The sequence below is a fragment of the Acinetobacter sp. ACNIH3 genome (assembly GCF_002918965.1).
In the GTDB taxonomy this organism is placed as follows: Bacteria; Pseudomonadota; Gammaproteobacteria; order Pseudomonadales; family Moraxellaceae; genus Acinetobacter; species Acinetobacter schindleri.
The window spans coordinates 58,404-80,938 of record NZ_PQLP01000004.1; the positions used below are offsets into that span (position 1 = coordinate 58,404).

The 22,535-nt window shown below is 42.0% G+C and carries 26 protein-coding genes and 1 other RNA gene; 10 read left to right on the plus strand and 17 right to left on the minus strand.

The genetic code is table 11. The features are described 5' to 3' along the window. Window positions 1–62 precede the first annotated feature (62 nt). The gene (locus C3420_RS03585) at window positions 63–284 is read left to right on the plus strand and encodes a hypothetical protein (protein ID WP_004812688.1); all 222 of its coding nucleotides are present in this window, start codon (window positions 63–65) and stop codon (window positions 282–284) included. Here C3420_RS03585 and C3420_RS03590 read toward each other — a convergent pair. From C3420_RS03590 to C3420_RS03605, 4 genes are all read right to left on the minus strand, one after another. Continuing rightward, window positions 253–1,107 (minus strand): DMT family transporter, encoded by an 855-nt coding sequence (locus C3420_RS03590; protein ID WP_103800221.1) that lies wholly within the window; start codon window positions 1,105–1,107, stop codon window positions 253–255. The two genes, C3420_RS03585 and C3420_RS03590, sit on opposite strands and share 32 nt — an antisense overlap. Window positions 1,108–1,202: 95 nt before the next feature. Then, window positions 1,203–2,237, minus strand: a complete 1,035-nt coding sequence (fba, locus tag C3420_RS03595) for a class II fructose-bisphosphate aldolase (RefSeq protein ID WP_004812686.1) — start codon at window positions 2,235–2,237, stop codon at window positions 1,203–1,205. A 119-nt stretch (window positions 2,238–2,356) separates the two neighbouring features. After that, window positions 2,357–2,635: a hypothetical protein gene (locus tag C3420_RS03600; protein WP_103800222.1), complete on the minus strand. Its 279-nt coding sequence runs from the start codon at window positions 2,633–2,635 to the stop codon at window positions 2,357–2,359. A gap of 152 nt (window positions 2,636–2,787) precedes the next feature. Then, on the minus strand, window positions 2,788–3,975 hold the full coding sequence (locus C3420_RS03605; RefSeq protein WP_103800223.1) for a phosphoglycerate kinase: 1,188 nt from the start codon (window positions 3,973–3,975) through the stop codon (window positions 2,788–2,790). Between the two features lie 140 nt (window positions 3,976–4,115). On the opposite strand from C3420_RS03605, the gene C3420_RS03610 reads away from it, so the two are divergent. Both C3420_RS03610 and C3420_RS03615 read left to right on the plus strand, forming a co-directional pair. Then, the gene (locus C3420_RS03610) at window positions 4,116–4,499 is read left to right on the plus strand and encodes a DUF2237 family protein (protein ID WP_005221773.1); all 384 of its coding nucleotides are present in this window, start codon (window positions 4,116–4,118) and stop codon (window positions 4,497–4,499) included. Further along, entirely contained in the window at window positions 4,499–5,092 is a 594-nt protein-coding gene (locus tag C3420_RS03615; RefSeq protein ID WP_076753445.1) for a Maf family protein, read from the plus strand. The genes C3420_RS03610 and C3420_RS03615 overlap by 1 nt, the downstream gene beginning before the upstream one ends. A gap of 59 nt (window positions 5,093–5,151) precedes the next feature. On the opposite strand, the gene C3420_RS03620 is transcribed toward C3420_RS03615, so the two are convergent. Then, complete coding sequence (locus tag C3420_RS03620) at window positions 5,152–6,204, minus strand: BapA/Bap/LapF family prefix-like domain-containing protein (RefSeq protein ID WP_228152931.1); 1,053 nt, start codon at window positions 6,202–6,204, stop codon at window positions 5,152–5,154. Window positions 6,205–6,615: 411 nt separating this feature from the next. Here C3420_RS03620 and C3420_RS03625 point away from each other — a divergent pair, with 411 nt between their 5' ends. Next, window positions 6,616–7,785 (plus strand): cupin domain-containing protein, encoded by a 1,170-nt coding sequence (locus C3420_RS03625; RefSeq protein WP_103800560.1) that lies wholly within the window; start codon window positions 6,616–6,618, stop codon window positions 7,783–7,785. A gap of 80 nt (window positions 7,786–7,865) precedes the next feature. Here the strand turns inward: C3420_RS03625 and C3420_RS03630 are convergent, their stop codons facing one another. The 3 genes from C3420_RS03630 to C3420_RS03640 all read right to left on the minus strand — a co-directional run bounded on the left by C3420_RS03630 (window position 7,866) and on the right by C3420_RS03640 (window position 9,933). Next, the gene (locus C3420_RS03630; RefSeq protein WP_103800561.1) at window positions 7,866–8,645 is read right to left on the minus strand and encodes a glutathione S-transferase N-terminal domain-containing protein; all 780 of its coding nucleotides are present in this window, start codon (window positions 8,643–8,645) and stop codon (window positions 7,866–7,868) included. Between the two features lie 101 nt (window positions 8,646–8,746). After that, on the minus strand, window positions 8,747–9,256 hold the full coding sequence (rraA, locus tag C3420_RS03635) for a ribonuclease E activity regulator RraA (protein ID WP_004812677.1): 510 nt from the start codon (window positions 9,254–9,256) through the stop codon (window positions 8,747–8,749). Between the two features lie 11 nt (window positions 9,257–9,267). After that, a complete protein-coding gene (locus C3420_RS03640; RefSeq protein WP_004812676.1) occupies window positions 9,268–9,933 on the minus strand; it encodes an NAD-dependent epimerase/dehydratase family protein in 666 nt (221 codons plus the stop codon). Window positions 9,934–10,147: 214 nt separating this feature from the next. On the opposite strand from C3420_RS03640, the gene rpsT reads away from it, so the two are divergent. After that, window positions 10,148–10,417 (plus strand): 30S ribosomal protein S20, encoded by a 270-nt coding sequence (rpsT, locus tag C3420_RS03645; protein WP_004786139.1) that lies wholly within the window; start codon window positions 10,148–10,150, stop codon window positions 10,415–10,417. A 248-nt stretch (window positions 10,418–10,665) separates the two neighbouring features. Here rpsT and C3420_RS17770 read toward each other — a convergent pair whose 3' ends face one another. From C3420_RS17770 to C3420_RS03655, 3 genes are all read right to left on the minus strand, one after another. Then, complete coding sequence (locus tag C3420_RS17770; protein WP_260396204.1) at window positions 10,666–10,791, minus strand: hypothetical protein; 126 nt, start codon at window positions 10,789–10,791, stop codon at window positions 10,666–10,668. A 119-nt stretch (window positions 10,792–10,910) separates the two neighbouring features. After that, complete coding sequence (locus C3420_RS03650; protein ID WP_048881673.1) at window positions 10,911–11,660, minus strand: histidine phosphatase family protein; 750 nt, start codon at window positions 11,658–11,660, stop codon at window positions 10,911–10,913. Between the two features lie 60 nt (window positions 11,661–11,720). Beyond that, window positions 11,721–12,572, minus strand: a complete 852-nt coding sequence (locus tag C3420_RS03655; RefSeq protein ID WP_004894426.1) for a 3'(2'),5'-bisphosphate nucleotidase CysQ family protein — start codon at window positions 12,570–12,572, stop codon at window positions 11,721–11,723. A gap of 12 nt (window positions 12,573–12,584) precedes the next feature. Here C3420_RS03655 and C3420_RS03660 point away from each other — a divergent pair, with 12 nt between their 5' ends. From C3420_RS03660 to C3420_RS03675, 4 genes are all read left to right on the plus strand, one after another. Further along, complete coding sequence (locus C3420_RS03660) at window positions 12,585–13,271, plus strand: HAD-IA family hydrolase (protein ID WP_004812672.1); 687 nt, start codon at window positions 12,585–12,587, stop codon at window positions 13,269–13,271. Further along, the gene (locus C3420_RS03665; protein WP_076753438.1) at window positions 13,264–13,704 is read left to right on the plus strand and encodes an RNA-binding S4 domain-containing protein; all 441 of its coding nucleotides are present in this window, start codon (window positions 13,264–13,266) and stop codon (window positions 13,702–13,704) included. Before C3420_RS03660 ends, C3420_RS03665 begins: the two co-directional genes overlap by 8 nt. 146 nt (window positions 13,705–13,850) lie before the next feature. After that, window positions 13,851–14,894: a recombinase RecA gene (recA, locus tag C3420_RS03670; RefSeq protein ID WP_004812670.1), complete on the plus strand. Its 1,044-nt coding sequence runs from the start codon at window positions 13,851–13,853 to the stop codon at window positions 14,892–14,894. 77 nt (window positions 14,895–14,971) lie between these two features. After that, window positions 14,972–15,589 carry a regulatory protein RecX gene (locus tag C3420_RS03675; protein ID WP_004812668.1) on the plus strand — a complete coding sequence of 206 codons (618 nt, stop codon included), beginning with the start codon at window positions 14,972–14,974 and terminating at the stop codon, window positions 15,587–15,589. A gap of 209 nt (window positions 15,590–15,798) precedes the next feature. On the opposite strand, the gene ffs is transcribed toward C3420_RS03675, so the two are convergent. Further along, an RNA gene (gene ffs / locus C3420_RS03680) (signal recognition particle sRNA small type) lies at window positions 15,799–15,895 on the minus strand. Between the two features lie 292 nt (window positions 15,896–16,187). Here ffs and C3420_RS03685 point away from each other — a divergent pair. Next, complete coding sequence (locus C3420_RS03685) at window positions 16,188–17,009, plus strand: YbgF trimerization domain-containing protein (RefSeq protein ID WP_103800562.1); 822 nt, start codon at window positions 16,188–16,190, stop codon at window positions 17,007–17,009. A 56-nt stretch (window positions 17,010–17,065) separates the two neighbouring features. On the opposite strand, the gene lpxA is transcribed toward C3420_RS03685, so the two are convergent. The 5 genes from lpxA to bamA form a co-directional block, all read right to left on the minus strand. Further along, window positions 17,066–17,854: an acyl-ACP--UDP-N-acetylglucosamine O-acyltransferase gene (lpxA, locus tag C3420_RS03690; RefSeq protein WP_004894416.1), complete on the minus strand. Its 789-nt coding sequence runs from the start codon at window positions 17,852–17,854 to the stop codon at window positions 17,066–17,068. Beyond that, a complete protein-coding gene (gene fabZ / locus C3420_RS03695) occupies window positions 17,851–18,336 on the minus strand; it encodes a 3-hydroxyacyl-ACP dehydratase FabZ (protein ID WP_026056779.1) in 486 nt (161 codons plus the stop codon). The genes lpxA and fabZ overlap by 4 nt, the downstream gene beginning before the upstream one ends. Before the next feature lie 5 nt (window positions 18,337–18,341). Continuing rightward, a complete protein-coding gene (gene lpxD / locus C3420_RS03700) occupies window positions 18,342–19,412 on the minus strand; it encodes a UDP-3-O-(3-hydroxymyristoyl)glucosamine N-acyltransferase (RefSeq protein WP_103800563.1) in 1,071 nt (356 codons plus the stop codon). A 3-nt stretch (window positions 19,413–19,415) separates the two neighbouring features. Further along, entirely contained in the window at window positions 19,416–19,907 is a 492-nt protein-coding gene (locus C3420_RS03705; protein WP_103800564.1) for an OmpH family outer membrane protein, read from the minus strand. Between the two features lie 89 nt (window positions 19,908–19,996). Further along, window positions 19,997–22,510, minus strand: a complete 2,514-nt coding sequence (bamA, locus tag C3420_RS03710) for an outer membrane protein assembly factor BamA (protein ID WP_103800565.1) — start codon at window positions 22,508–22,510, stop codon at window positions 19,997–19,999. Window positions 22,511–22,535: the final 25 nt, after the last annotated feature.

Consider the following 22,535-nt stretch of genomic DNA (forward strand, 5'->3'; position numbering starts at 1 on the left):
ATGGGCCTAATTTTTGCTTAACTAAAGAACACTTATAATTCAGAATAACAATAGAGGTATCCATGTCAGTTCTTCCATCCAGACCAATGAAATTTGAATGCAAACACTGCGAAAAAATCTATCTACATCAATATAAGCATGAACAGCATCGTTATCCGCATTGCCCACACTGCCGACAGGCTGGCATGCTTCTGGGCCTGGCTGAAAAAGAAGACCTGATTCGTCTACCATTAGATTATGCCAGTGCCTATGTCAAGCAGACATGGCATAGGCTAAGCAGATAACGCTGGCAAGCCCCAGCACCAACCCGAGACTGCTTGCAGGCTTTAGGCGCTCTTTAAAGAAGACCAGGCCTGCAAGTACCCCAAATACCACTACCAGAATATTCATTCCCGCAAACACAATCGCTGGTGTATCTTTTAGCAGCATATGCGCTTTAACATAAAACCCTATATTGGCGAAGTTCAGTCCCCCTAGAACCAGCCCGGCACCAATATGCTTCAAATCACCAAAATGATGATATTTAATTACTAGATAAGCCATTGATAAAATAAAGGCACAAATGAACATCAGGTTCAGCGTCACAGCGAACTGTAATCCTAAACTGGTGGTGTATTTTAATAACACATCAATCAGTGCATATCCGACCCACACTAATCCCAGATACAGCATACCTCGAGTTCCTGTGCCAGTATCATTTCGATTGGACAGCAAGATACAAATCACCGCAGTGATTCCAAGACCTATTCCAATGATTTTCAGCTGGCTAAACTGTTCCTGAAAGATGAAATAAGCTGCTGCAAGAGAAAGTACGACTGATAGACGCTGGGCGATTTCTGTCTTTAGGATCCCCGCTGTTTGCAAAGCCCGAGCCAGTAGCAGAAATACACTTGGCAACAAGATACCTAGGGCAAAAATCAGTAACCACGGTGTATGAGTGACTGATACATGTGCCAGATCGGGTTTAAACCAGAAATAGCAAAGAACACTTGCTGTAGCATAGTTCCAGGCAATCAGATGAATGGGATTGAGTCCCCTGTTCCTTCCTGTCTTGAGTAAAATCGAGACCATGACGCTGCATAGTGCAGCTGCAAAGATCAGTTCCATTGCATGCTCATCATTATTTTTAAGTACGCTATTTTAATACAAAAAAAAGCCCACAAGTTTTTTGTGGGCTTTCAAACATGATTTCAGGCTAGCACTTAGTAACGAGAAACCATTTTTTCCAATGAAATTGGACGAATCTTGTCAGCATTACCTGCTGTACCAAATGCTTCGTAACGATCTACACAGATTTGCTTCATTGCTTCAACTGTTGCAGCAAAGAATTTACGTGGATCGAACTCACTTGGTTTTTCAGCCATCATACGACGCATTGCACCAGTAGAAGCTAAACGTAAGTCTGTGTCGATGTTGATTTTACGGACACCGTGTTTGATCGCTTCAACCAGTTGCTCAACAGGAACACCATATGTTTCTTTGATGTCGCCGCCATACTGGTTAATTACAGCTAACCATTCTTGTGGCACAGAGCTTGAACCGTGCATTACAAGGTGCGTATTTGGTAGTGCTTCGTGAATTTCTTTAATGCGGTCGATCGCAAGAATATCACCTGTAGGTGGACGCGTGAATTTATACGCACCGTGAGAAGTACCTACAGCAATTGCTAAAGCATCGACGTTAGTATCAGCTACGAATTGACGCGCTTCTTCAACTGAAGTTAAAAGCTGAGAATGATCGAGTACACCTTCAGCGCCCACACCATCTTCTTCACCCGCCATACCTGTTTCAAGGCTACCCAGACAACCAATTTCACCTTCAACAGAAACGCCACACGCATGCGCCATTTGTACCGTACGACGAGTGACATCGACGTTGTATTCATATGAAGTTGGAGTTTTACCGTCTTCACCCAAAGAACCATCCATCATCACTGATGAGAAGCCTAACTGGATAGAACGTTGACATACGTCAGGGCTGGTACCGTGGTCTTGATGCATTACCACTGGAATGTGTGGCCATTCTTCGATTGCTGCCAAAATCAGATGACGCAAGAACGGTGCACCTGCGTACTTACGTGCACCCGCAGATGCCTGTACGATTACAGGTGAATTTGTTTGGTCTGCTGCCAACATAATGGCACGCATTTGTTCTAAGTTGTTTACGTTAAATGCTGGTACGCCGTAAGCATGTTCGCCGGCGTGATCCAAGAGCTGGCGCAATGAAATAAGAGCCATAATATCCTCCCAGTGAATGCCACATATTCTACATGCACAAAGGTTTCAATTCAGCAACAAATAACACTATTTAAAAAAAATCCCTGCATTTGCAGGGATTTTGTCTCACATTGACCCAATTAAGGTGCCACAGCTTCCGAAGTTGCTGCAACTGACTCGTCTGCAGTCGCTGCATCTGCCGGAGCATTCGCAATTTCAGCAGGAATGTCGGTATTTTTTTCATCTAGAACCGGCTGATCAATTGCATCAATCGCTGCTTGCTGTTCTGGCGTTACAGTCTCATCTGTAACGGCTGCCGAAGCTTCAGCTTCAGCTGCTGGGGCATTTTCCTGTTTTGCACATGCAGTCAGTGCCAATGATGCTGCCAATAATGCCGCTAAAGTTAACTGTTTTTTCATCACGTAATCTCATCATTTGGTGATTTAATGTCTGCATCTTATGACAGATTTATTGCATTTTAATGACGAAGCCATGAATGATAAGTTTCCGCGGTCAAAAAATGACATAAAAAGCTGGCACTTGGCCAGCTTTTTTAGGCTAAAACATACAATTAAGCGCGTTCTAGGAGTACCACAACTGCAGGAAGGGTTTTACCTTCGACAAATTCAAGGAATGCACCGCCGCCAGTCGAGATATAACCAATTTTGTCAGCAACGTTGTATTTATCAATCGCAGCAAGCGTGTCACCACCACCTGCAATCGAGAAACCTTCCGATTCAGCAATCACTAATGATAAAGTTTTCGTGCCTTCACCGAATTGATCGACTTCAAATACGCCCACTGGACCGTTCCAAAGAATCGTTTTAGACGTTTTCAAAATTTCAGCAAATGCTTTTGCAGTTTCTGGACCTACATCAAGGATCATGTCGTTGTCAGCAACATCTTCAACTTTTTTCACAACCGCTTTAGCAGCAGCTAATGAGCCCAGGAAGTCATCAAAATTGATTTCAGATGCATCAGCAACCACAACGTCCGTTGGAAGTGGAACAGAAACTTTTGCTGCAATTGCTTTAGCTGTGTCGATCAAATCATTTTCACACAGTGATTTACCTACATTGTAACCAGCAGCTGCAAGGAAAGTATTTGCAATACCACCACCTACGATCAATTGATCACAGATATCAGAAAGTGAAGTCAATACGTCTAGTTTAGTTGAAACCTTGGAACCAGCAACGATTGCCACCATTGGTTTTTCAGGAGTTTTCAACGCACGACCCAAAGCATCCAATTCTGCTGCAAGTAAAGGACCCGCTGCCGCCACTTTCGCCAGACGAGCCACACCTTCAGTAGATGCTTCTGCACGGTGTGCTGTACCAAATGCATCCATTACAAATACGTCACAAAGTGCTGCATATTTCGCGGCAAGTTCAGGGTTATTTTTCTTTTCACCGACGTTAAAACGACAGTTCTCAAGTAAAACCACTTGACCAGGTTGAACTTCAACGCCATTCAAGTAGTCAGTGAATAACTTTACTTCCTGACCTAATGCTTCAGTCAAATATGCTGCTACAGGTGCAAGTGACTGTTCAGCTTTAGGCTCACCTTCAACTGGACGACCAAGGTGTGAATACACCATAACCGCTGCACCTTTTTCTACGGCAGCTTTAATAGTTGGCAATGCTGCACGTAAACGCGCATCGCTAGTAATTACGCCATTTTTAACAGGGACGTTTAAATCTTCACGAATAAGAACACGCTTACCCGCAAGGTCAAGGTCAGTCATACGTTGAAAGTTCATCTAGAGCTCTCTTTATAGATATTAAAAACGAGGCGATTTTAAATGATTATGCAGAAAAAGGTTAGCATCTTTTGCAGAAAAGCTAACGATTGCCAAAGTTTTGTTATGATAGGAAAAAGCATCCATCAGATTCAGTACCCATGTCGATACATCCAGATCCAGATTTGAACCGTTTAAATGTTTTGGGCGAGCCATTGGCGAGCTGCTGCTTTGACCCGATTACCGGCTACTTCCGTAATGGTTTCTGCCACACTTCCCCTAGTGACCTGGGCCAGCATACAGTTTGTGCACAGATGACTTCGGAGTTTTTAAATTTCTCCCAAAAAGTAGGTAATGATCTGATTACACCGTTACCAGAAGTCGGTTTTCCGGGGCTTCAGCCAGGTGATTTCTGGTGTATTTGCGTGACCCGCTGGGTAGAAGCTTATGAAGCAGGCCAGGCGCCACCAATCAAGCTGCAAGCCTGCCATAAAGCAGTTCTAGCCTATGTCCCTCTGCATGTTTTAGAAGAATACGCTGTCTAATGGATACCGCAAAGATTATTCTGGCCTCTTCCAGCCAGACCCGTAAAGAATTAATGAATCGCTTACGTCTTGACTACGTATCGATCGTCCCGGATATCGATGAATCACCGCAAGGTGAAAATCATGCGGATGACTTAGCCAAGCGACTGGCTTTTGAAAAAGCCCGACATGTGGCTGAGCAACACCCAGATGCAATCGTCATTGGCTCTGACCAGGTGGCTTGGCGTGAAGGCGCACCAGATATTTTTATCGGCAAGCCCTTAACTGCTGAAAAGGCAGTTCGCCAGTTACAGGCCAATTCAGACAAGATTGTATATTTTAGTACAGCACTGAGCGTACAACAGAAATCTAGCGGTTTTGAGCAAACTCTGGTTGAGCATTATAAGGTAAAATTCCGCAAGCTATCTCAAGCTGAAATCGAACGTTATATTGACATTGAACAGCCTCTGCACTGCGCTGGTAGCTTTAAATGTGAAAGCTTAGGCATTAGTCTGTTTGAAGAAATGATTGGTCAGGACCAGACGACGTTAATGGGCATGCCGATGATCAAGCTATGTAATATCTTGCGTGAGCTGGATATTCTGGTGCCTTAAAAATTAGTAAGGAAGCAGTTTTAGGACTGCTTTTTAGCAACTATCGATCAGGTAAATATTTAACCAATAATCTGTTGCTGCTCAGATAAAAGCTGTTGCAACATGAGATCTGATTGATTTTCCAATATCAACGGATCGCTGGCTTGCGCAACCTCTTCAGCATCAGTTTGAATCATAATTTGATCCCCTTCATTCCCTACTACAATAATATTGTCTACATGACTAGAATCAGAAAGCAGTTCAGCTAATGAAACAGTATCTGTTCGCATAAAGTCGATATCCATCAAACTACTTTCTTTTTCTGTACCCTCTAACAACAGATTCATCTGATTATTTAAATTTGAAATTGCATCCGCTGTATTTAGTATTTTATAAACTTGCGTATTGCTATCTAAGCCCGAAGAAATAAAATCTATGAGCTGTTTAGCATCAATAATGTCCTCGTTCCCATCTGATGGAATAACATCATGATTAGTATCAACTGCCCCTTGTTGCTCTTCAAAGCTATTCCTCATAAATTCTTGTGATGTTTTAAACCTGCTCACAGTTTCTTGATTAGGAACGGTATATTCATTTTGTTCAACTAGGTTAAGTCGAGCTAGTCGAAGTGTTGGATTTGTTGGTTCTGGTTGCCCCGGCTCTGGTTCTGGATCTACCGGCACTTCTGGTTCTGGTTCAGGTTCTACCGGTACTTCTGGTTCAGGTTCCGGTTCAGGTGCTACTAGGTCCAACTGTTCATCATCTTCAACCTCACCACTGTCTGTCGCTGCAACTCCACCAATGAGCAATGTACCAATCGCTATCCACTCCCAATTTTCTGCAAGAAACGAGGAAGATGGTAATAAGGTATCTGTCCTTGAAATTTGCTTATATTGCTTGGTCACCTCATCAAACCAATATAAAGTACCGCTTTGCTCTTCAATCACAAGACTAGACGTTAAATCTTCATGATTGTTTGCATAAAAATTTTCAACCACCAATCTTTCGCCACTTCTCAATACTAAAATCAGATTTGTACCGTCTTGAGACATCTGGACAATATCTGATTTAGAAATTTTGATTTTTACAATGGAGCTTTGATCAATTCGAACCGTATCAGCATTCAGCTGTATTTTTTCTTTTGTTTTTTATTAATTAATTGAATTTATTTCATTTTATTTTCCAAATTATTTTTATTATCCTGACAAAAAATTGTGTCATTTCATCACTTATGTCAATCAAAGTATGTTTTTCACTATTTTATTTACGTAATTATCACTTTTAATTGAGCTACTCTAATTTGGTTCATATCTTTGTAATTCTTATCCTTCATTCAAGATGCTATTCTTCTTATTCAATTTTTAAGAGCGCTAAAATTTTTTAATAGATTAATTTTTAAATAAAATTCTCATCATTTATTTTATGAAAATAGGTATTAACTAACTTGCTCTCTTGGTATTTATCAAACCTATTTCTCACCATCTCGCTTGCACCATTCAATAACTCAAGGGACAATAAGCAAAATTTATCTTGTAGTTAATCCCATGTCCCAACCTTTAGATGTATTAGGCGGAATTACCGCTGAACAATTCCTTGCTGAATACTGGCAGAAAAAACCTCTCCTTGTACGTAATGCCATGCCTGAAATTGCTGGCCTGCTTGAACCTGATGATGTCATGGAGCTGGCTCTGGATGAAAACGTCACTGCACGCCTGATCAAGCAAAAAGACCGCGACCCGAACCAATGGTCAGTGAAATCTTCACCTTTACTAAAAGCTGATTTCCAGAAGATGCCTAAATTATGGACACTCCTTGTTCAGGCAGTAGATCACTATTCCTTTGATCTATCAGAACTCTGGAAAAAATTTCCATTCATTCCACAATGGCGCCGTGATGACATCATGGTGTCGTATGCGCCTCAGGGTGGTTCTGTAGGCAAGCATTTCGACTTCTATGATGTTTTCCTTGTACAAGGTTATGGTCAGCGTCGCTGGCAATTAGGTCAGATGTGTAATGCAGAAACTGAGTTTGTTCCGGGTCAGCCATTAAAATTACTTCCAGAAATGGATGTAAACTTTGATGAAGTTCTTGCTCCAGGTGACTTACTATATGTGCCACCTGGGCTTTCACACTACGGCGTAGCTGAAGATGACTGTTTAACTTTCTCTTTTGGTTTCCGTATGCCAAATGTCAGTGACATGATGGACCGTGTTGGAGACAAGTTTGCTGAAAATGAAGTTTTACGTAATTCCCTGACTGATATCATTCGTGATCAAATCAGTGCTGCCGGTGAAGTCACAGCTAATGAGCTTGAATATCTGAAAAGTAAAATCATGGAGCAGTTACATAACTCCAATGTACTTGAAGATGCCATCATGAGCCTGATGTCTGAACCTAAATACCCAGAAAATATTCCAGAAGCAGAAGAAATTGGTACTGGCGACCTGGAAGAAGCATTGGACCAAGGCTATAGCATTATGCTCGAGCCAGCATCACGCCTGCTTTATACTGAAGAAGATGGTGAAATACTATTCTGGGGCAATGGTGAAGGTTTATGTATCTCGGAGGCTTTTGCAGAAAAACTCAAGCTGATCGCCAATGGTGAGTCTGTGATGCTCAATCTGGACTTTGCTGATGAAGATATGCTGGAAGACCTGGCAGATCTACTCAATGAATCCATCCTGATGCTGGTTCCGCCTGCTGAAGAAGAATAAGAAACAAAAAAAGAGGGTCATTTGATCCTCTTTTTTTGTTAGTGACCCAGGAAATTCTTTAATTAAAAAATTTACGAAAATTAAGCGCCATACTGACCTTTTAGATATTTCACAATATCTTTAGATTCGAACATTTTTACATTGGTATTCGGATCGACCAGATAAGGCACCTGGATATTGTTCCCCATCATGGTGAACAGATGTTCGCGTTTACCGCCTGGCAAGGGCTCATATTTTCCTGGCTTTAGGCGTAGCTTGGCTGGGCCATAATCTTGCCAGCGTTCTTTCGCCACATTGTGGTAGATATAAGGAATTTCCAGCTCAGACAATACACCACGGACTATACGGGTATACGGGCTGGCTTCAAACCCCCACAGCTCCAGAAGCTGTTCAGGTGCAGGTTTATTTTTCTTTAATGGTTTTGCCATACCACCGCGTAAACCGTTGAGCATCGTACCGGCAATTGCAGCCACCGGCACCTTTGGATAATTTGAATATTTCGCCGGAGTCTTACCAGTTTTGCCATAATGCTTAAACAGGTGGTGAATAATATCCTGAGATTCGTAAAGCTTATCTCCCGTATTTTCATCTACTAAAAATGGGAACTGGAGTTTGCCTCCCTGCTGTTTTACTTCAGGACGGAAGCGTTTACCGCCTCGTGGGCATGGATACACTTCATAATCAAGGTTGAGTAAAGTCATCACTTCACGGACACGGCGACAGAATGGCGAGCCTTCGTACTCATAAAGCTTTAAGGGTTTTTCAGGCTGGTTTGGAAATGGCGTTCCGGAAACTCCTCGTCCACCTTCCAGAAATGCGGATGCCAATGCCTGTGCTACTTTAATCTGATGGCCTAACATATCGTCTGTCCTCTTTATTGTTTTAAAGCCGTGAAAGCAGCAATCTAAACTGCCTGACTTTCACGGTATAGCTGATTTTTGTATGTTTTCAATAAACAGGATTAGTCCACCAGTTTTTCTTTAGACAGCACGATCCCGTTATTGTCCGCATAAACGTATTCACCTGATTGAAAAGTCACGCCGCCAAAGTACAGTGGAACATCGACTTCCCCAATACCTTTGCGGTTGCTCTTTTGAGGAATCGAAGCTAAGGCATGCACACCAAGATCCAGTTCGGCAATCGCATCCACATCACGTACACAACCGTAAATAATTACACCATTCCAGTGATTCTTTACTGCTGATTCAGCAATCAGGTCACCCATCAGTGCACAGCGCATCGAAGCACCACCATCCACCACCAGGACTTTGCCTGCACCATCAGTTGCCAGTAATTCTTTGACACGAGAATTATCTTCAAAGCACTTTACTGTGACAATCTGGCCACCAAAGCTTTTACGTGCACCATAGCTTTTAAAAAACTTGCCATCCAGGCATGGTGTTACAACCTGCAGGTCTTTATCTGGATTATCATCAAGCAGGTCACAAGTTACAAATGGTACGCTGGACACGATTTTTACCCTCATTTCATTTTTTGTATGGCTAAATTATCATAAATTTCAAATTTCACAGTCTGATTCAGGGCTGCATATACCATAGTATGAGCCACCTGCTCGGCTGTCACTGGCTTGTATTTAAAAGAATCCGGTACCAAATGCGAAAACTTGCCATAGAGTTTCTGTGCAGCATCTTCCAGTAAACGTTGATGACCACGTTCACCCATTAATAAAGATGGCCGGATCAGACTGATTCGTTCCAGCGTTAAGGTCTGGATATAATCTTCCAGCTCGCCTTTGACCCGATTATAGAAAAACCAGGATTCAGCATTCGCCCCCATGGCACTAATCAGCAGATAATGCGCATCCGTCTGTTGAACCAGCTCAGCAAAATGGGCATTGATGGTATAGTCCACATTATAAAAAGCATCTTTGGAACCCGCCTGCTTTAAAGTTGTACCTAGACAGCTGAAAGCATGGGTATGTCCGCTGACATCCTGATCATTCAACATCAGAAAATCCTCAAAGACCAGTTGTTTGACTTTGGGCCATTGCTCAAACTCTGGCTGGTGCTTGCGTACCACGACACTGATACGCTTGCAGCTTGGCTCATTAACCAGCTGTTGTACCAAGCTCTTACCCACAAGACCTGTGGCACCAATGATGATTGGATATGTTATGGTTTTAGTCATTTTTTGTACGATCTCCCTGCCTGAATACTAATCTAACGTTTTCTTTAGAATTTTTCTGCAACTAAAATGTTGTCAAAGCATGTCAAGACTTGACTTAAGCCCTCAGTTTCCTCAAAATATGGCACTTGTTTACGGGCTGGTGATAGTTCTTCTGATGTTGGTTTTCAGTTGAGTTTCAGCCCGCCCAGACCAATCTATTTCAAGGAGTGCACGAGTGGCAAACTCTGCTCAAGCTAAAAAACGTGCTCGTCAAAACGTTAAAGCACGCAAACACAACGCAAGCTTGCGTTCTATGGTTCGTACCTATCTTAAACGTACAGTAGCTGCTATTGCTGCTGGCGACTATGCTGTTGCTACTGAAGCTTACAAAAAAGCTGTTCCAGTAATCGACCGTATGGCTGACAAAGGTATCATCCATAAAAACAAAGCAGCTCGTCATAAGAGCCGTTTGAACGCGCAAGTTAAAGCATTAGCTTCTAACTAATCGCAAATGAAAAAAGCCCTTTTAGGGCTTTTTTTGTGCCCAAAATTTAGTAAATCAACAAAATGATCTATTCAATAAAAAGACATTTTTTGAATAAATAAACTTTACAAGATTATTTCCACTCAATTCTTCTTCCTTATTTCCCAATATTTTTAAAATATTCTTTAAAACTTATGGAATCCTATTTCCTGCCCAAAATAGGATTGATAAAAATAAGAACGGAAATATCAGCCAGTTTAATATTTGAATTATTGATCCTTATCCATAGAATGTGGCGTTGTGGTCTTGTCCTGCTCTGGCGAATCCGTATCACGTTTCTGACAGGCGGTTAGACCCACTATAATAACCAAACTTAAAATTGTGATGGTTTTCATTGTTTTTCCCATACTTGAATATCTGCTTAGATATCAGCATAGTGATTTTTGATGATTATTCTATTTCACTTTCATAAGACAAATGTAAAAAGTTCAACCATCATGATTGAGCTTTTAACTTATTTCCTAGTGTGTAATTCCGCATTCTGAAACTGGGAAATATCCAGTTCATGTACCTTACCGCGCCAGATCCATTTCAGTTTAGACTCCTCAAACACATCGCCTTCAAACCAGACAAACAAACCTTCCATCATTTTCGGCCAGTCTTCCCGGCTAACTTCCTGATGACCTGACATGACTGCAATCATGGCTGCCAAAATCGTGTCATGACTTACTGCCAGACTGAGTCCATACGGCGTTTTTGGATGCGTGTTATAGATTAACTCCAGGACATCGACCACACCATGAATCGGATGCTTCATGCCCGGCAAGGCGTTATTCACAAAACTATTAATAAAACCTAATGCACCCTGTTTCTTGAAATATGGCCCAGCCTTCTGAATATCCAGTACAAAACTGCCAGGCTCAACCAGTAAACCTTGTTCGATAATTTCAATGTTATGGGTATGCGATGCCTTATTGGTTGCATCTGCACCTTCAATCATAAGAGCTGCAGTATCGACACAACGCTGAATAGGACTAGAAATACAATGCTGAATATGACGATCAGTTTGATTGACCAGATAAGCCCCCCACTCCTGCGCCAGATCACGCCCCTGTGATGTTAATTGCAAGTCATAGCCTGCCAGGCCCTGACCGGCCACCTCTTCACGCAAGGAATGACGCGTAAACAGAGTCACAGGTGTCTTCGTATCAGGCAATAAATCTATTGCACTGAGCATGCTCGGTGGAAGCAGTTTTAATGCCACAATCTTGCCAACTGGTCTATCAACGGAATCAGCTTCACTATAACATGAACGTTACACAGCTCAATCACTACCTTGCATATCAGCCAGCGCTTTAAAGGCCAATATCTTCATCTCTTTGGTCTTATAAGCAATAAAACCACTATTTAATAAGGTCTCGCGCTGGTTATAGCTAAATGGCCGCCCCTTAAAATCTACCAAACCGCCGCCAATACGTTCCAGCAGACATTGACCGGCACTGGTATCCCATTCACAGGTCGGATGGAAGCGCGGATAAATATCCACCTGATCTTCCAGAATCATACAAAATTTATAAGCACTGCCAGCTTTAAACTCCTCAAACTCAGTAAATTTAGCCAGACTTTCCAGATAAGCCGCATATTTAGGCTTTTTTTGGCTACTCTGACTTAGACCAATATGCACCGTGTCTTGTTGAGATGCTGGAAAATATTCATGCCAGCAATCTTGCTGAATGTCATATTTTAGCGGCATACCTTGTTCTGGACAGAAATAGATAAGCTGTTGTGCCGGAATTGCAAGAATGGCAAAAGTCGTCAGATTGTCTTTGACCAGGCTCAGATTAATAGTGAATTCGGGTCGTTGATGCAGAAATTCCTTGGTGCCATCCAGAGGATCGAGCAGCCAGAATGCAGACCATGCCTGACGGTCCTCCTGTTTACCTTCTTCAGAAAGTAACGGTAAATCAGAAATTTCAGCGAGGACCTGAGTCAGAAAAGTATTGACGCGGTAATCGGCTTGCGTCACAGGCGAATCATCCTTTTTCCTTTCAATGTCAAAAGCAGCACCGGAACAATATTGCTGATATTCTTCTCGCAAAATTTCACAAGCCTGTGTCAAAATGGGCACAAACTGCAAAATCATCGGATCTTGTGGTGCTGTTGTTGCTTTAAACATAGAAAACCTTATATGCCGAATTGCTCAGAAAAACCGCCCATTATTTTTGATATGGACGGAACCCTACTTGATCTTGCCTATGACGATTTCATCTGGAATGACCTGCTTCCTGTCCGCTATGCTGAAACGCACCATTGCAGCCTGGAGCAAAGTCGAACAACGCTTTATGCATTCTATCAAGAACATAATCATACCCTAAACTGGTACTCATCGCGCTTCTGGACAGCTAAAGTCGAAGTGGATGTTCTGGCGATGCAAATCGAGCATAAATCCAAAGTCGCATTAAGACCACAGGCACTGGAGTTACTGGATTATCTAAAGGCAAACGGCTACCCGATCTGGCTGGCCACCAATGCCGACTGTGCCGGACTCAGCTTCAAATTGGAACATCTGCAACTCAAAGATTATTTTGACGTGATTGTCAGCTCTGAAACCATCGGGCATGCCAAGGAGTTTGTTGAATTCTGGCAAGGTCTAAACGCCCTGCATCCTTTTGATCCTGAGCAGGTCTATTTTATTGATGACACAGAAAAAGTATTGAATGGTGCCAAAGCCTATGGCATTCAGAATCTGTTCAGTATTAAACAGCCCTCCTCCAGCAAAGTTTCTCGCGAGACTTGCAATTACCCGATGCTGCACCAATTAACAGATTTAATCACATATTTAAATCAGGCTGAGGTTAACAAGCAATATGCGTAAATCGTCTTTACCCGAAGATGCGGTAGGCATGCGTATAGATAAATGGCTGTGGGCGGCACGTTTTTTCAAAACGCGCTCCATTGCCAAGAATGCCATTGAAGGCGGCAAGGTGCATATTGGCGGCGAACGTGTCAAAGTCTCCCGTGAAGTCCGGATCGGCATGGAAATCACGGTCCAACAAGGGATTGACAAGAAAACTGTTGTTGTCAAAGAACTATCTGATGTCCGTGGCCCTGCTCCAGTTGCGCAAACACTTTATGAAGAAACTGAAGTCAGTATTGCCCGACGGGAATTGATTGCATCACAAAGAAAGTTGCATAATCTTGCTCGTCCGGATCACCGACCAAGTAAAAAAGATCGCCGTGACATCAGTAAATTTAGAGACGAAAATAGTCAGCTATTTGACCAGCATTGGTCATATAATGATGAGTAAATTCGAGCGTCAGCGTATGTCGTACATACGCTGAATTTTATAGAATATCAGGGAACTTTCTGTCACTATTATACCTGTGGAACAAAGCTCTAATTTAAGACATCCACTTGAGTACTAATTTAGTGACATCGTATTGAGGTTGTAAGATGGATGAGAATAAAAACAAGGCGCTGAATGCTGCCTTAAGCCAGATTGAAAAACAGTTTGGCAAAAACACAGTAATGCGTCTTGGTGACAATACCGTTCAAGCAGTTGAAGCTGTATCTACAGGTTCTTTAACGCTTGATATCGCACTCGGTATTGGTGGTTTACCGAAAGGCCGTATTATCGAGATTTATGGTCCTGAATCTTCAGGTAAAACCACAATGACATTACAAGCAATTGCTGAATGTCAAAAAGCTGGTGGTACTTGTGCATTCATCGATGCTGAACATGCGCTTGATCCTCAATATGCACGTAAATTGGGTGTAGATATCGACAACCTGCTGGTATCTCAACCCGACCACGGTGAACAGGCACTTGAAATTGCCGACATGCTTGTACGTTCAGGCGCGATTGACCTGATCGTTGTCGACTCCGTAGCTGCCTTAACCCCTCGTGCTGAAATTGAAGGCGAAATGGGTGACTCACACATGGGTCTGCAAGCACGTTTGATGAGCCAGGCACTGCGTAAAATCACTGGTAATGCCAAGCGTTCAAACTGTATGGTGATCTTCATTAACCAGATCCGTATGAAAATTGGTGTGATGTTTGGTAGTCCGGAAACTACTACTGGTGGTAATGCACTGAAATTCTATGCTTCTGTACGTCTGGATATCCGACGTATTGGTCAGGTAAAAGAAGGCGACGAAATCGTTGGTTCTGAAACTAAAGTTAAAGTTGTGAAGAACAAAATGGCGCCTCCATTTAAGGAAGCTCTATTCCAAATTCTGTATGGTAAAGGTGTAAACCATCTCGGTGAATTGATTGACCTTGCAGTACAGCAGGAAATCGTACAGAAAGCCGGTGCCTGGTACTCTTATCAAGGTGACAAGATTGGCCAAGGCAAGAACAACACTATTCGTTATCTGGAAGAGAACAAAGCACTTGCAGATACCATTGAAAAACTGATTCGTGAGCAGCTTTTGACGACAGGCAATGTGGTTGAAGATAAAGACGAAGAAGAACCAGCAGACTTTCTGGATGCATAATCCTTAAACGTCTTACAAAGCGCCCTACGGGGCGTTTTTGTTATTATGGAAAGGTAATAAAATGAATGGGATTCACTATGTCTGATGCAAAGTTCACTAAGCTCCTGGATTATGAAACCATCAAGCAACAGTTTGGCGATGCTCATGATTCGTCCAAGCCAGCAACTCTATCCCAAGCTGATACCCTGCCCGAGTTTGATCCTGAAGAAAGCTTATTTGATAACAAGCAGGAAGATAAAAAGAAACCGGGCTTAACCGGCTCCCGTTTGCGCTCCTATGCCTTTGCAGTACTGACTCGTAAGGAATACGCCAAAGCGGAACTGATCGAAAAACTGTGCTTATATGCAGAAAATCGTGATGAAGTACTAGAGCTTGTTGATGAGCTTTCCCGTGAGAATTACCAAAGTGATCAGCGTGTTGCAGAAACTTTACTTTCCAGCCAAAAGCGCAAAGGTAAAGGCCCGAATCAGATTAAAATGAAGCTGAAAAGCAAAAAGATTGATACAGCTTTAATTATAGATGAACTTAAAGAAACCGACTGGGTTCAGCAAGCTTATGAACTGAAGCTCAAGAAATACGGCCCTGAAGTTACAAAAGATCCCAAAGTCAAAGCCAAGCAGATTCGTTTTCTCATGTACCGGGGTTTTGAAATGGATGCCATTATGAAAGCGATTAACCGTAAAGCAGAAGATTGATTACTTATTCTCAAGGCCTGAATAACTAAAAGTCTTGAATATTGAATTTCATATAGTTTAGGAAACAAGCTTAAATCGAAAATAAAACAACCATGAACTGAGTATTCAAATAATAAGATATACAGCTTTAGCTTATGAATAAAAGATTAGCTTTGAGAATAGAAAATTCAAATTGGTATTGTTTTGATTATATAAAAATATGGTGGCAACCCTACCAGCAAAGCTTCGGCACATCGCATTTCTACTACCGTTGCTACCTTCCGGTCCTGGCGGGGTTCGCAGAGTGCAATTGCGAAGTAACCGGCAGGGCTACCATTGCAAGAACAGAGTATAGAGATTTTTAATGAACTTGCAAGTGAGAATACTAAAAAATCTAGCACAAGCTATCCGTTTGATTATTTTAAAAACAATGTAGGATTAATTCAGAATTTTCTGTAAATCCGAGATACAAATTCCTGCCCGAAAAACCCCTTCAACTTTGTAAAAGCATGTTGCAATTCCCGGCAATGCCGTTTTAAATGTGTGCCTATATATTGAATAATTTATTTGATTGACCGCCTTGAATTCTGGTTCATTCAAAACAACATGGATAAAATAGATGATGTTTAAAAAACATGTCTTATGCGCGTTCAGCATGCTCTGTACCACTTCACTTTTTGCTGCAGTTCCAATTGAATCTCGAGGCTTAAGCCAGGGTGGTAACAGTACAGCACCTACCAGCACCCTGCCTGCGATTTCCTCAGGAGTAGATACCCCGGTACAGACCAATATGAGCTGGCAATTGCTGCAAAAAAATCAGCAACTGGAAAGTGATATTCGTGGCTTGCGCGGCAAGATTGAAGAACAGGACAATGAGATTCAGTCGCTAAAAAGTGAACTGGCTAACCGCTATGCCGATCTCGATCAACGTCTTGAGTTATTACAGCAAAAGATTGATCCTGAACAAGGCACTGAGGAGGATAATCAACAGGATACTGCACCCAGTTCAGGAGCAGGCAACAACAAGTTAAGCCAAGCTCAAACATCAACAGCTTCGAGCTCTTCTGCCCAACCCTCCGAGTTAGAAAAAGCTGCATATACAGTAGCCTTGGATGCCTACAAGAATGGCGGTGCCGCAAAAGCGATTGCACCGATGCAGAATTTCATTAAGAATAATCCAAACAGCGTGTATATCAGCAATGCCTACTTCTGGTTAGCAGAGTTTAATCTGTCGATTGATCCGCCGAATTTTACTGAAGCGAAGCGAAATTATGCCATTGTGGCAGACCGCTATCCAAATTCGGCAAAAGCTGCCCGTGCTTTGTATCAATTATATAATGTCAGCAGTGAAGTAGAGAAAAACAAGACCTTGGCTACACAATATAAATCTCGCTTGTTGAAAAATTATCCGCAGTCTGAAGAAGCTAAATTCTTTAAATAAAAAGATTCAGGAATAAAAAAGACACCTGAAAAGGTGTCTTTTTTATGAATAGCCTATTAACGCACAATACCACGTTTAGACTGCTCCAAAGAATCAAGCAAGCGCTGTGCTTCAGCCACTTCTGGCAGAATCTCTGCACGAATTTTTTCAATTGCTTCTTGTGTGGTTAAACCTGATTTATAGATCAGTTTAAATGCCTCACGTAGGCCATTGATTACATTTTTCGACCAACCCTTACGACGCATCCCTTCCACATTCATTGCAAATGCATGCGCAGGATTGCCGGAAACCATTACATAAGCAGGCACATCTTTAAGAATCAGTGATGCACCACCGATCATGCTATAAGAATCAATCTTACAGAACTGATGGATACCTGAGTTCCCCCCAATCACCACATAATCACCCACATGGACGTGACCAGCTACACCCACATTATTTGCAAAGATATTGTGATCGCCCACCATACAGTCATGTGCAATATGCGTATTTACCATCAGCAGGTTATGACTGCCGATTTTGGTAATGCTATTGTCCTGAACAGTACCACGGTGCAGACTGCAATGTTCGCGAATCTTGTTATGATCACCAATCTCAAGCCAGGTTTCTTCACCTGCATATTTCAGGTCCTGACAAACTTCTCCCACACTCGCAAACTGGAAAATCTCATTGTGTTCGCCAATGCGTGTGTATCCACCCACAACGACGTGTGAATGAAGTTTGGTACCTGCACCAATAGTGACATTTGGCCCAATAATACAGTAAGGACCAATTTGAACATCTGAAGCAATTACTGCAGATGAGTCAATAATGGCAGTTGGATGAATAAGGGAGTTATTGCTCATGCCTGCTCGACTTTCTGATGCGAAACCATAATTTCCGCGGTTGTTGCGACTACGCCATCTACTGTGGCTATACAATTATATTTGTAAATGCCACGTTTTTGCATCACTAATTCAGCTTTTAATACCAATTGGTCGCCTGCAACCACTTGTTTTTTAAATCTAACCTTCTCAGCACCAGCAAAAAGGAACAAAGAGCCCTCTGTTGGAGTCTCATTGTTCATGACGAAACCAAGAATACCTGCTACCTGTGCCAATGCTTCTACAATTAGCACACCTGGCATGATTGGGTAATTAGGAAAATGGCCCTGTAAAAACTCTTCATTAATTGAAACGTTTTTATAACCCACGATGCCATTATCAGTAATATCTACCACGCGATCCACAAGCAGGAATGGATAGCGATGAGGCAAATACTCACGAATCTTTTGAATGGTCATTGGCAATTCAGGCTTCGTGAATGTAGGCAAATTCGATTCTGTCATCATAATTATTTACGCAACTTAAATGTTGATTCAATGGACTCAATTTGAGACTGCATATGATCAATGCGTTTCATTACCTGGGTCAATGGCACATCTGCTAATTGTCTAATGCGAACCACTGTGCGCTTCCACTTCTGATTTTCAAACAATCCGATACCTGAAGAATATTTTCCAGCTTCAGAAATATTATTTGTCACCATTGACATTCCGGTCAAAGTCACATTATCCGCAATATTCAGGTGTCCTGAAATCGCTGTAGCCCCACCAATGATACAGTTTTTGCCAATACTGGTACTGCCTGCAATCGCTGTTTTTGCTGCAATGGCAGTGTTGGCACCAATTTTAACGTTATGAGCGACTTGCACAAGGTTATCAATAATGACGCCATTTTCCAGAATTGTGTGATCCAGAGCACCACGATCAATACTGCAATTAGAACCAATACGGACATCATGACCAATACGTACCGACCCTAATTGTGCAATGCGGTGCCATTTACCTTGATAAGGCGCAAAGCCAAAACCTTCACTGCCAATGACGCTATTGGCATGGATACGTACCCGGTCACCAATTTTTGTCGTACCGGTCAAGGTGACGTGAGCATCAATAAAACAATCTTTACCAATTTCCACCTGGTTATCAATCTGCACATGGGACTGAATGACCGTATTTGATCCAACTACACAATTTTCACCGATCACCACATAGTGACCAATATAGGCGTCATCTGCAATTACAGCCGAAGGATGAACCTGTGCCGTACTTTCTATACCACGTTGAGTCTGCTTTTGCTCAAATACATGAGTCAGCATTGCAAAAGCAAGATAAGGATTTGCCACGACAATAAAGTTCTGATGTGAACTTAGCTGTGTTTTAAGCTCAGCTGTCACAATCAGAGCACCTGCCTGGCTTTGAGCTGCCTGTTCCAGATATTTATCAGCAGTAACAAACGCCAGATCCTGTACTGTTGCATGCTCAAGACTTGCCAAGCCTCTTAACTGCAAATTGGACTGACCTATACACTCACCTTGCACCAGACGAGCGAGGTCAGCTAATTGAAGCTGTTGATGATTCATTGATTATTTAATTGCATTAACCTTTTGAATCATTTTATCAGTTAAATCATACTTAGGGTCATAGGCAAGCGCGCTATTTTTATTCAAAACCACATCCAGCTTGTTTTCTTGGCGTAATTGTTCAGCGACTTGCTTCACACGTGCATCAAATACAGTACGAACCTGCTGAATAGAGCTTTGCGCGCTAGTCTGTATAGCTTGCTGTAACTGACCTAACTCTTTAAATTTTGCCTGATATTGTTCTTCGAGCTTTTTCTTATCTGCCGCACTGATTTTAGGGTTTGCCTGGGCACGTTGCTGAATGGCTTCCAATTCCTTATTTAGCTGCTCAATTTTGGCGGTTTGTGGTTTGATAGTCTGCTGGAATGACGTATTTTGCTGTTTTAGATATGTGCTATTTTCCACCAAACGTTCCAGATCAATTACTCCAACACCAGCTGCCTGTACCGTTGAAGTTGCCGTAGCGATACCTATCGCCATCATCATTTTTTTCATCTGTATTTCTCTATCTATAAAAATGGCCTTACAAATAGTAATTTCTTACTATTCACAAGGCCAAATAATATTAACTTTGGTTAATTAAATTAGAAGGTACGACCAATTTCGAATTGAATACTCTTTGTATCATCACCTTTTTTATCATTCAACGGATATGCATAACTTAATGATAATGGTCCGATCATAGTAATCCAGGTAAAGCCGGCACCTACGCTATAACGCATGTTATCTAGTTCAAAACCGAAGTTGTCTTTACAGTACTGTTTAGCATCTACACCTGGATCACTTGAACCACCAGTTAAGTACAAATTACCTCTTGGCACATCACATTGAGTATCAAAGACCTGTGCACCTTCAGCAAATAGCACTGGACGCACCTGACGTGCCCAATCTCCTTTAAATGGAACTGGAAGCACCAATTCTGTACCAAACTGAACTAAAGCATTACCGCCTACTTCTTCAGGATCATAATCGCGAGTACGTGATTCGTTATATGTAACACCTGGGTATTTAGGACCCAAAGTACTGTTTTCATAACCACGGACTGAACCAAAACCACCCGCATAGAAGTTTTTATAGAATGGAAGATCATTACCATAACCGAGCTTACCATAGCCACGAACTACAAAATTCTTGCCTAACGGGAAGTAAGCTTGCGCATCATAGGTCAGCTTTTGATATTCCACATCACTACCTGGCAAGGCAATTTCACCATTAACACGATGTGAGAAACCAGTTGTAGGGAAGATTGGGCGGTTTAAGGTATTATATGACCAGCCTAAATTAAGATTATAGGTCAGGAAATCCCCTTTAAACTCATCAGGGAAAGACTCCCAACCTTGATCATTCGTACCACAAGTTCTATCAGTTGCATTCCATAGTCCCTCTGGACAATATCTTCCTGGGTTACCGGTTTCCTTACCATCATTTGCTAGCAAATAGTCACGAACATAGGTAGAAACGTATGGACCAGTCGTAACATCGGTCTGATCAATATTCAGACCAAAACTAATACTCTGGTTCTCATCGATTGGATAACCAAAGTTAATCCCACCACCAAAACTATCCGTTACATAGTTGTTGACGTTATAGTCATCATCCAGCTTGGTTTTACGGTAGTACAGATTATAACCACGACGTACACCATCAATAGTAAAGTATGGATCGGTTACACTCAGGTTATAGTAATCTTGAGTTTCAGAGCGTGATAGATCTACCGATACACTATTCCCTGTACCCAGGAAGTTGGTTTGACTTAAACCAGCCTGGAAGGTCACACCACCACTTTGCGAGAAACCAACTGCCAGGGTACTTGTCCCGGAATGCTGCTCTTCAACTGCAACATTTAAATCGATCTGATCCGGCGAACCAGGAATACGCGCCGGTTTAATATCAACCGATTTAAAGAAACCAGTACGTTCCAGACGGACCTTAGACAGATCAATTTTTTCGTTACTAGCCAGTGCGCTTTCCATCTGACGCATTTCACGACGTAATACTTCATCCGCAGTTTTGTTATTACCAGTAAAATTAATGCGACGTACAGTCACCTGCTGACCTGGGTTGATGTAATAATTTAAGTCAACCAGTTTAGTATCTTTATTAATTTCTGGAACAACATTTACTTCAGCGAAATAATAGCCAGCATTACCATATTTACGCAGTAATAACTGTTTAACCGCATTCACTTTTTCCTGTGAATAAATTTCACCGTCTTTGTATAGTTGTAAAACTTTGAGTTCATCTGCTGAATAAAGCGCATCACCCAGGAATTTGGTCTCACCAAATTTGAATTGCTCACCTTCATCTACCGATACTTCAATAAAGACATTTTTCTTATCTTCACTCAGGTTCAGACTTGAGTTATTGATATTGAAGTTGATATAACCACGGTTTAAGTACATAGCACGCAAAGCTTCAAGGCTTGCTGCCATTTTCTCACGTGCATAACGGTCATTACGGGAAATAATCGAATTCCAAGAGCTTTCCTTGATTGCAAAAGCCTGCTTGATCTCATCTTCTTTAAAGACCGTATTCCCAATAATATTAATGTCAAAAACTTTTGCAGCCTTACCTTCCACAAATTCAATCAGCAGATCGACACGGTTATTTGGCTTCGGCGTGGTCTTTACTGTAATGTCTGCATCATAACGACCTTGCTGCATATACTGCTGTTCAAGCTCGGTTTCTACAGTTTGCAAAGCAGATTTTTTTAGAACCTCACCTTCAGCAAGACCCATTTTTTTCAAACCTTCTTCCAAAGCTTCCTTCGGAATCAGCTTGTTACCTTTTAGTTCGATCTTGGAAATAACCGGGCGTTCAACCACCTGGAATACTAGCGTATTTCCAGCTTGAGTTGCCTTGATATCATCAAACAAGCCTGAGGCATACAGACTCCGGATCGCATTGGCAATAATTGGATCATTGACACGATCACCACTATTGATTGGCACCAGGCCATACACATTTTCGGGAGTGAGACGAACCAGTCCGTCAAATTTTATATCTTGTACTACGAATTCATCTGCTGCATATACTTGTTGTGCAACTGCCATAGCACTAACGAGTGCCAAAGGCATAAATAAATGTGTGTGCTGCATGCCAGTCTTTTCCGCTTGTTAATTT

Bases quoted from the DNA above. Each gene is read 5' to 3' on its own strand.
- C3420_RS03585 (WP_004812688.1), top strand. From the start codon at position 63: ATGTCAGTTCTTCCATCCAGACCAATGAAATTTGAATGCAAACACTGC.
- C3420_RS03625 (WP_103800560.1), top strand. From the start codon at position 6,616: ATGTCCCAACCTTTAGATGTATTAGGCGGAATTACCGCTGAACAATTC.
- fba (WP_004812686.1), bottom strand. From the start codon at position 2,237: ATGGCTCTTATTTCATTGCGCCAGCTCTTGGATCACGCCGGCGAACAT.
- C3420_RS03685 (WP_103800562.1), top strand. From the start codon at position 16,188: ATGATGTTTAAAAAACATGTCTTATGCGCGTTCAGCATGCTCTGTACC.
- lpxD (WP_103800563.1), bottom strand. From the start codon at position 19,412: ATGAATCATCAACAGCTTCAATTAGCTGACCTCGCTCGTCTGGTGCAA.
- recA (WP_004812670.1), top strand. From the start codon at position 13,851: ATGGATGAGAATAAAAACAAGGCGCTGAATGCTGCCTTAAGCCAGATT.
- C3420_RS17770 (WP_260396204.1), bottom strand. From the start codon at position 10,791: ATGAAAACCATCACAATTTTAAGTTTGGTTATTATAGTGGGTCTAACC.
- C3420_RS03660 (WP_004812672.1), top strand. From the start codon at position 12,585: ATGCCGAATTGCTCAGAAAAACCGCCCATTATTTTTGATATGGACGGA.
- lpxA (WP_004894416.1), bottom strand. From the start codon at position 17,854: ATGAGCAATAACTCCCTTATTCATCCAACTGCCATTATTGACTCATCT.
- C3420_RS03655 (WP_004894426.1), bottom strand. From the start codon at position 12,572: ATGTTTAAAGCAACAACAGCACCACAAGATCCGATGATTTTGCAGTTT.
- C3420_RS03590 (WP_103800221.1), bottom strand. From the start codon at position 1,107: ATGGAACTGATCTTTGCAGCTGCACTATGCAGCGTCATGGTCTCGATT.
- C3420_RS03605 (WP_103800223.1), bottom strand. From the start codon at position 3,975: ATGAACTTTCAACGTATGACTGACCTTGACCTTGCGGGTAAGCGTGTT.
- C3420_RS03600 (WP_103800222.1), bottom strand. From the start codon at position 2,635: ATGAAAAAACAGTTAACTTTAGCGGCATTATTGGCAGCATCATTGGCA.
- C3420_RS03615 (WP_076753445.1), top strand. From the start codon at position 4,499: ATGGATACCGCAAAGATTATTCTGGCCTCTTCCAGCCAGACCCGTAAA.
- fabZ (WP_026056779.1), bottom strand. From the start codon at position 18,336: ATGACAGAATCGAATTTGCCTACATTCACGAAGCCTGAATTGCCAATG.
- bamA (WP_103800565.1), bottom strand. From the start codon at position 22,510: ATGCAGCACACACATTTATTTATGCCTTTGGCACTCGTTAGTGCTATG.
- C3420_RS03610 (WP_005221773.1), top strand. From the start codon at position 4,116: ATGTCGATACATCCAGATCCAGATTTGAACCGTTTAAATGTTTTGGGC.
- C3420_RS03665 (WP_076753438.1), top strand. From the start codon at position 13,264: ATGCGTAAATCGTCTTTACCCGAAGATGCGGTAGGCATGCGTATAGAT.
- C3420_RS03640 (WP_004812676.1), bottom strand. From the start codon at position 9,933: ATGACTAAAACCATAACATATCCAATCATCATTGGTGCCACAGGTCTT.
- C3420_RS03630 (WP_103800561.1), bottom strand. From the start codon at position 8,645: ATGTTAGGCCATCAGATTAAAGTAGCACAGGCATTGGCATCCGCATTT.
- C3420_RS03675 (WP_004812668.1), top strand. From the start codon at position 14,972: ATGTCTGATGCAAAGTTCACTAAGCTCCTGGATTATGAAACCATCAAG.
- C3420_RS03705 (WP_103800564.1), bottom strand. From the start codon at position 19,907: ATGAAAAAAATGATGATGGCGATAGGTATCGCTACGGCAACTTCAACG.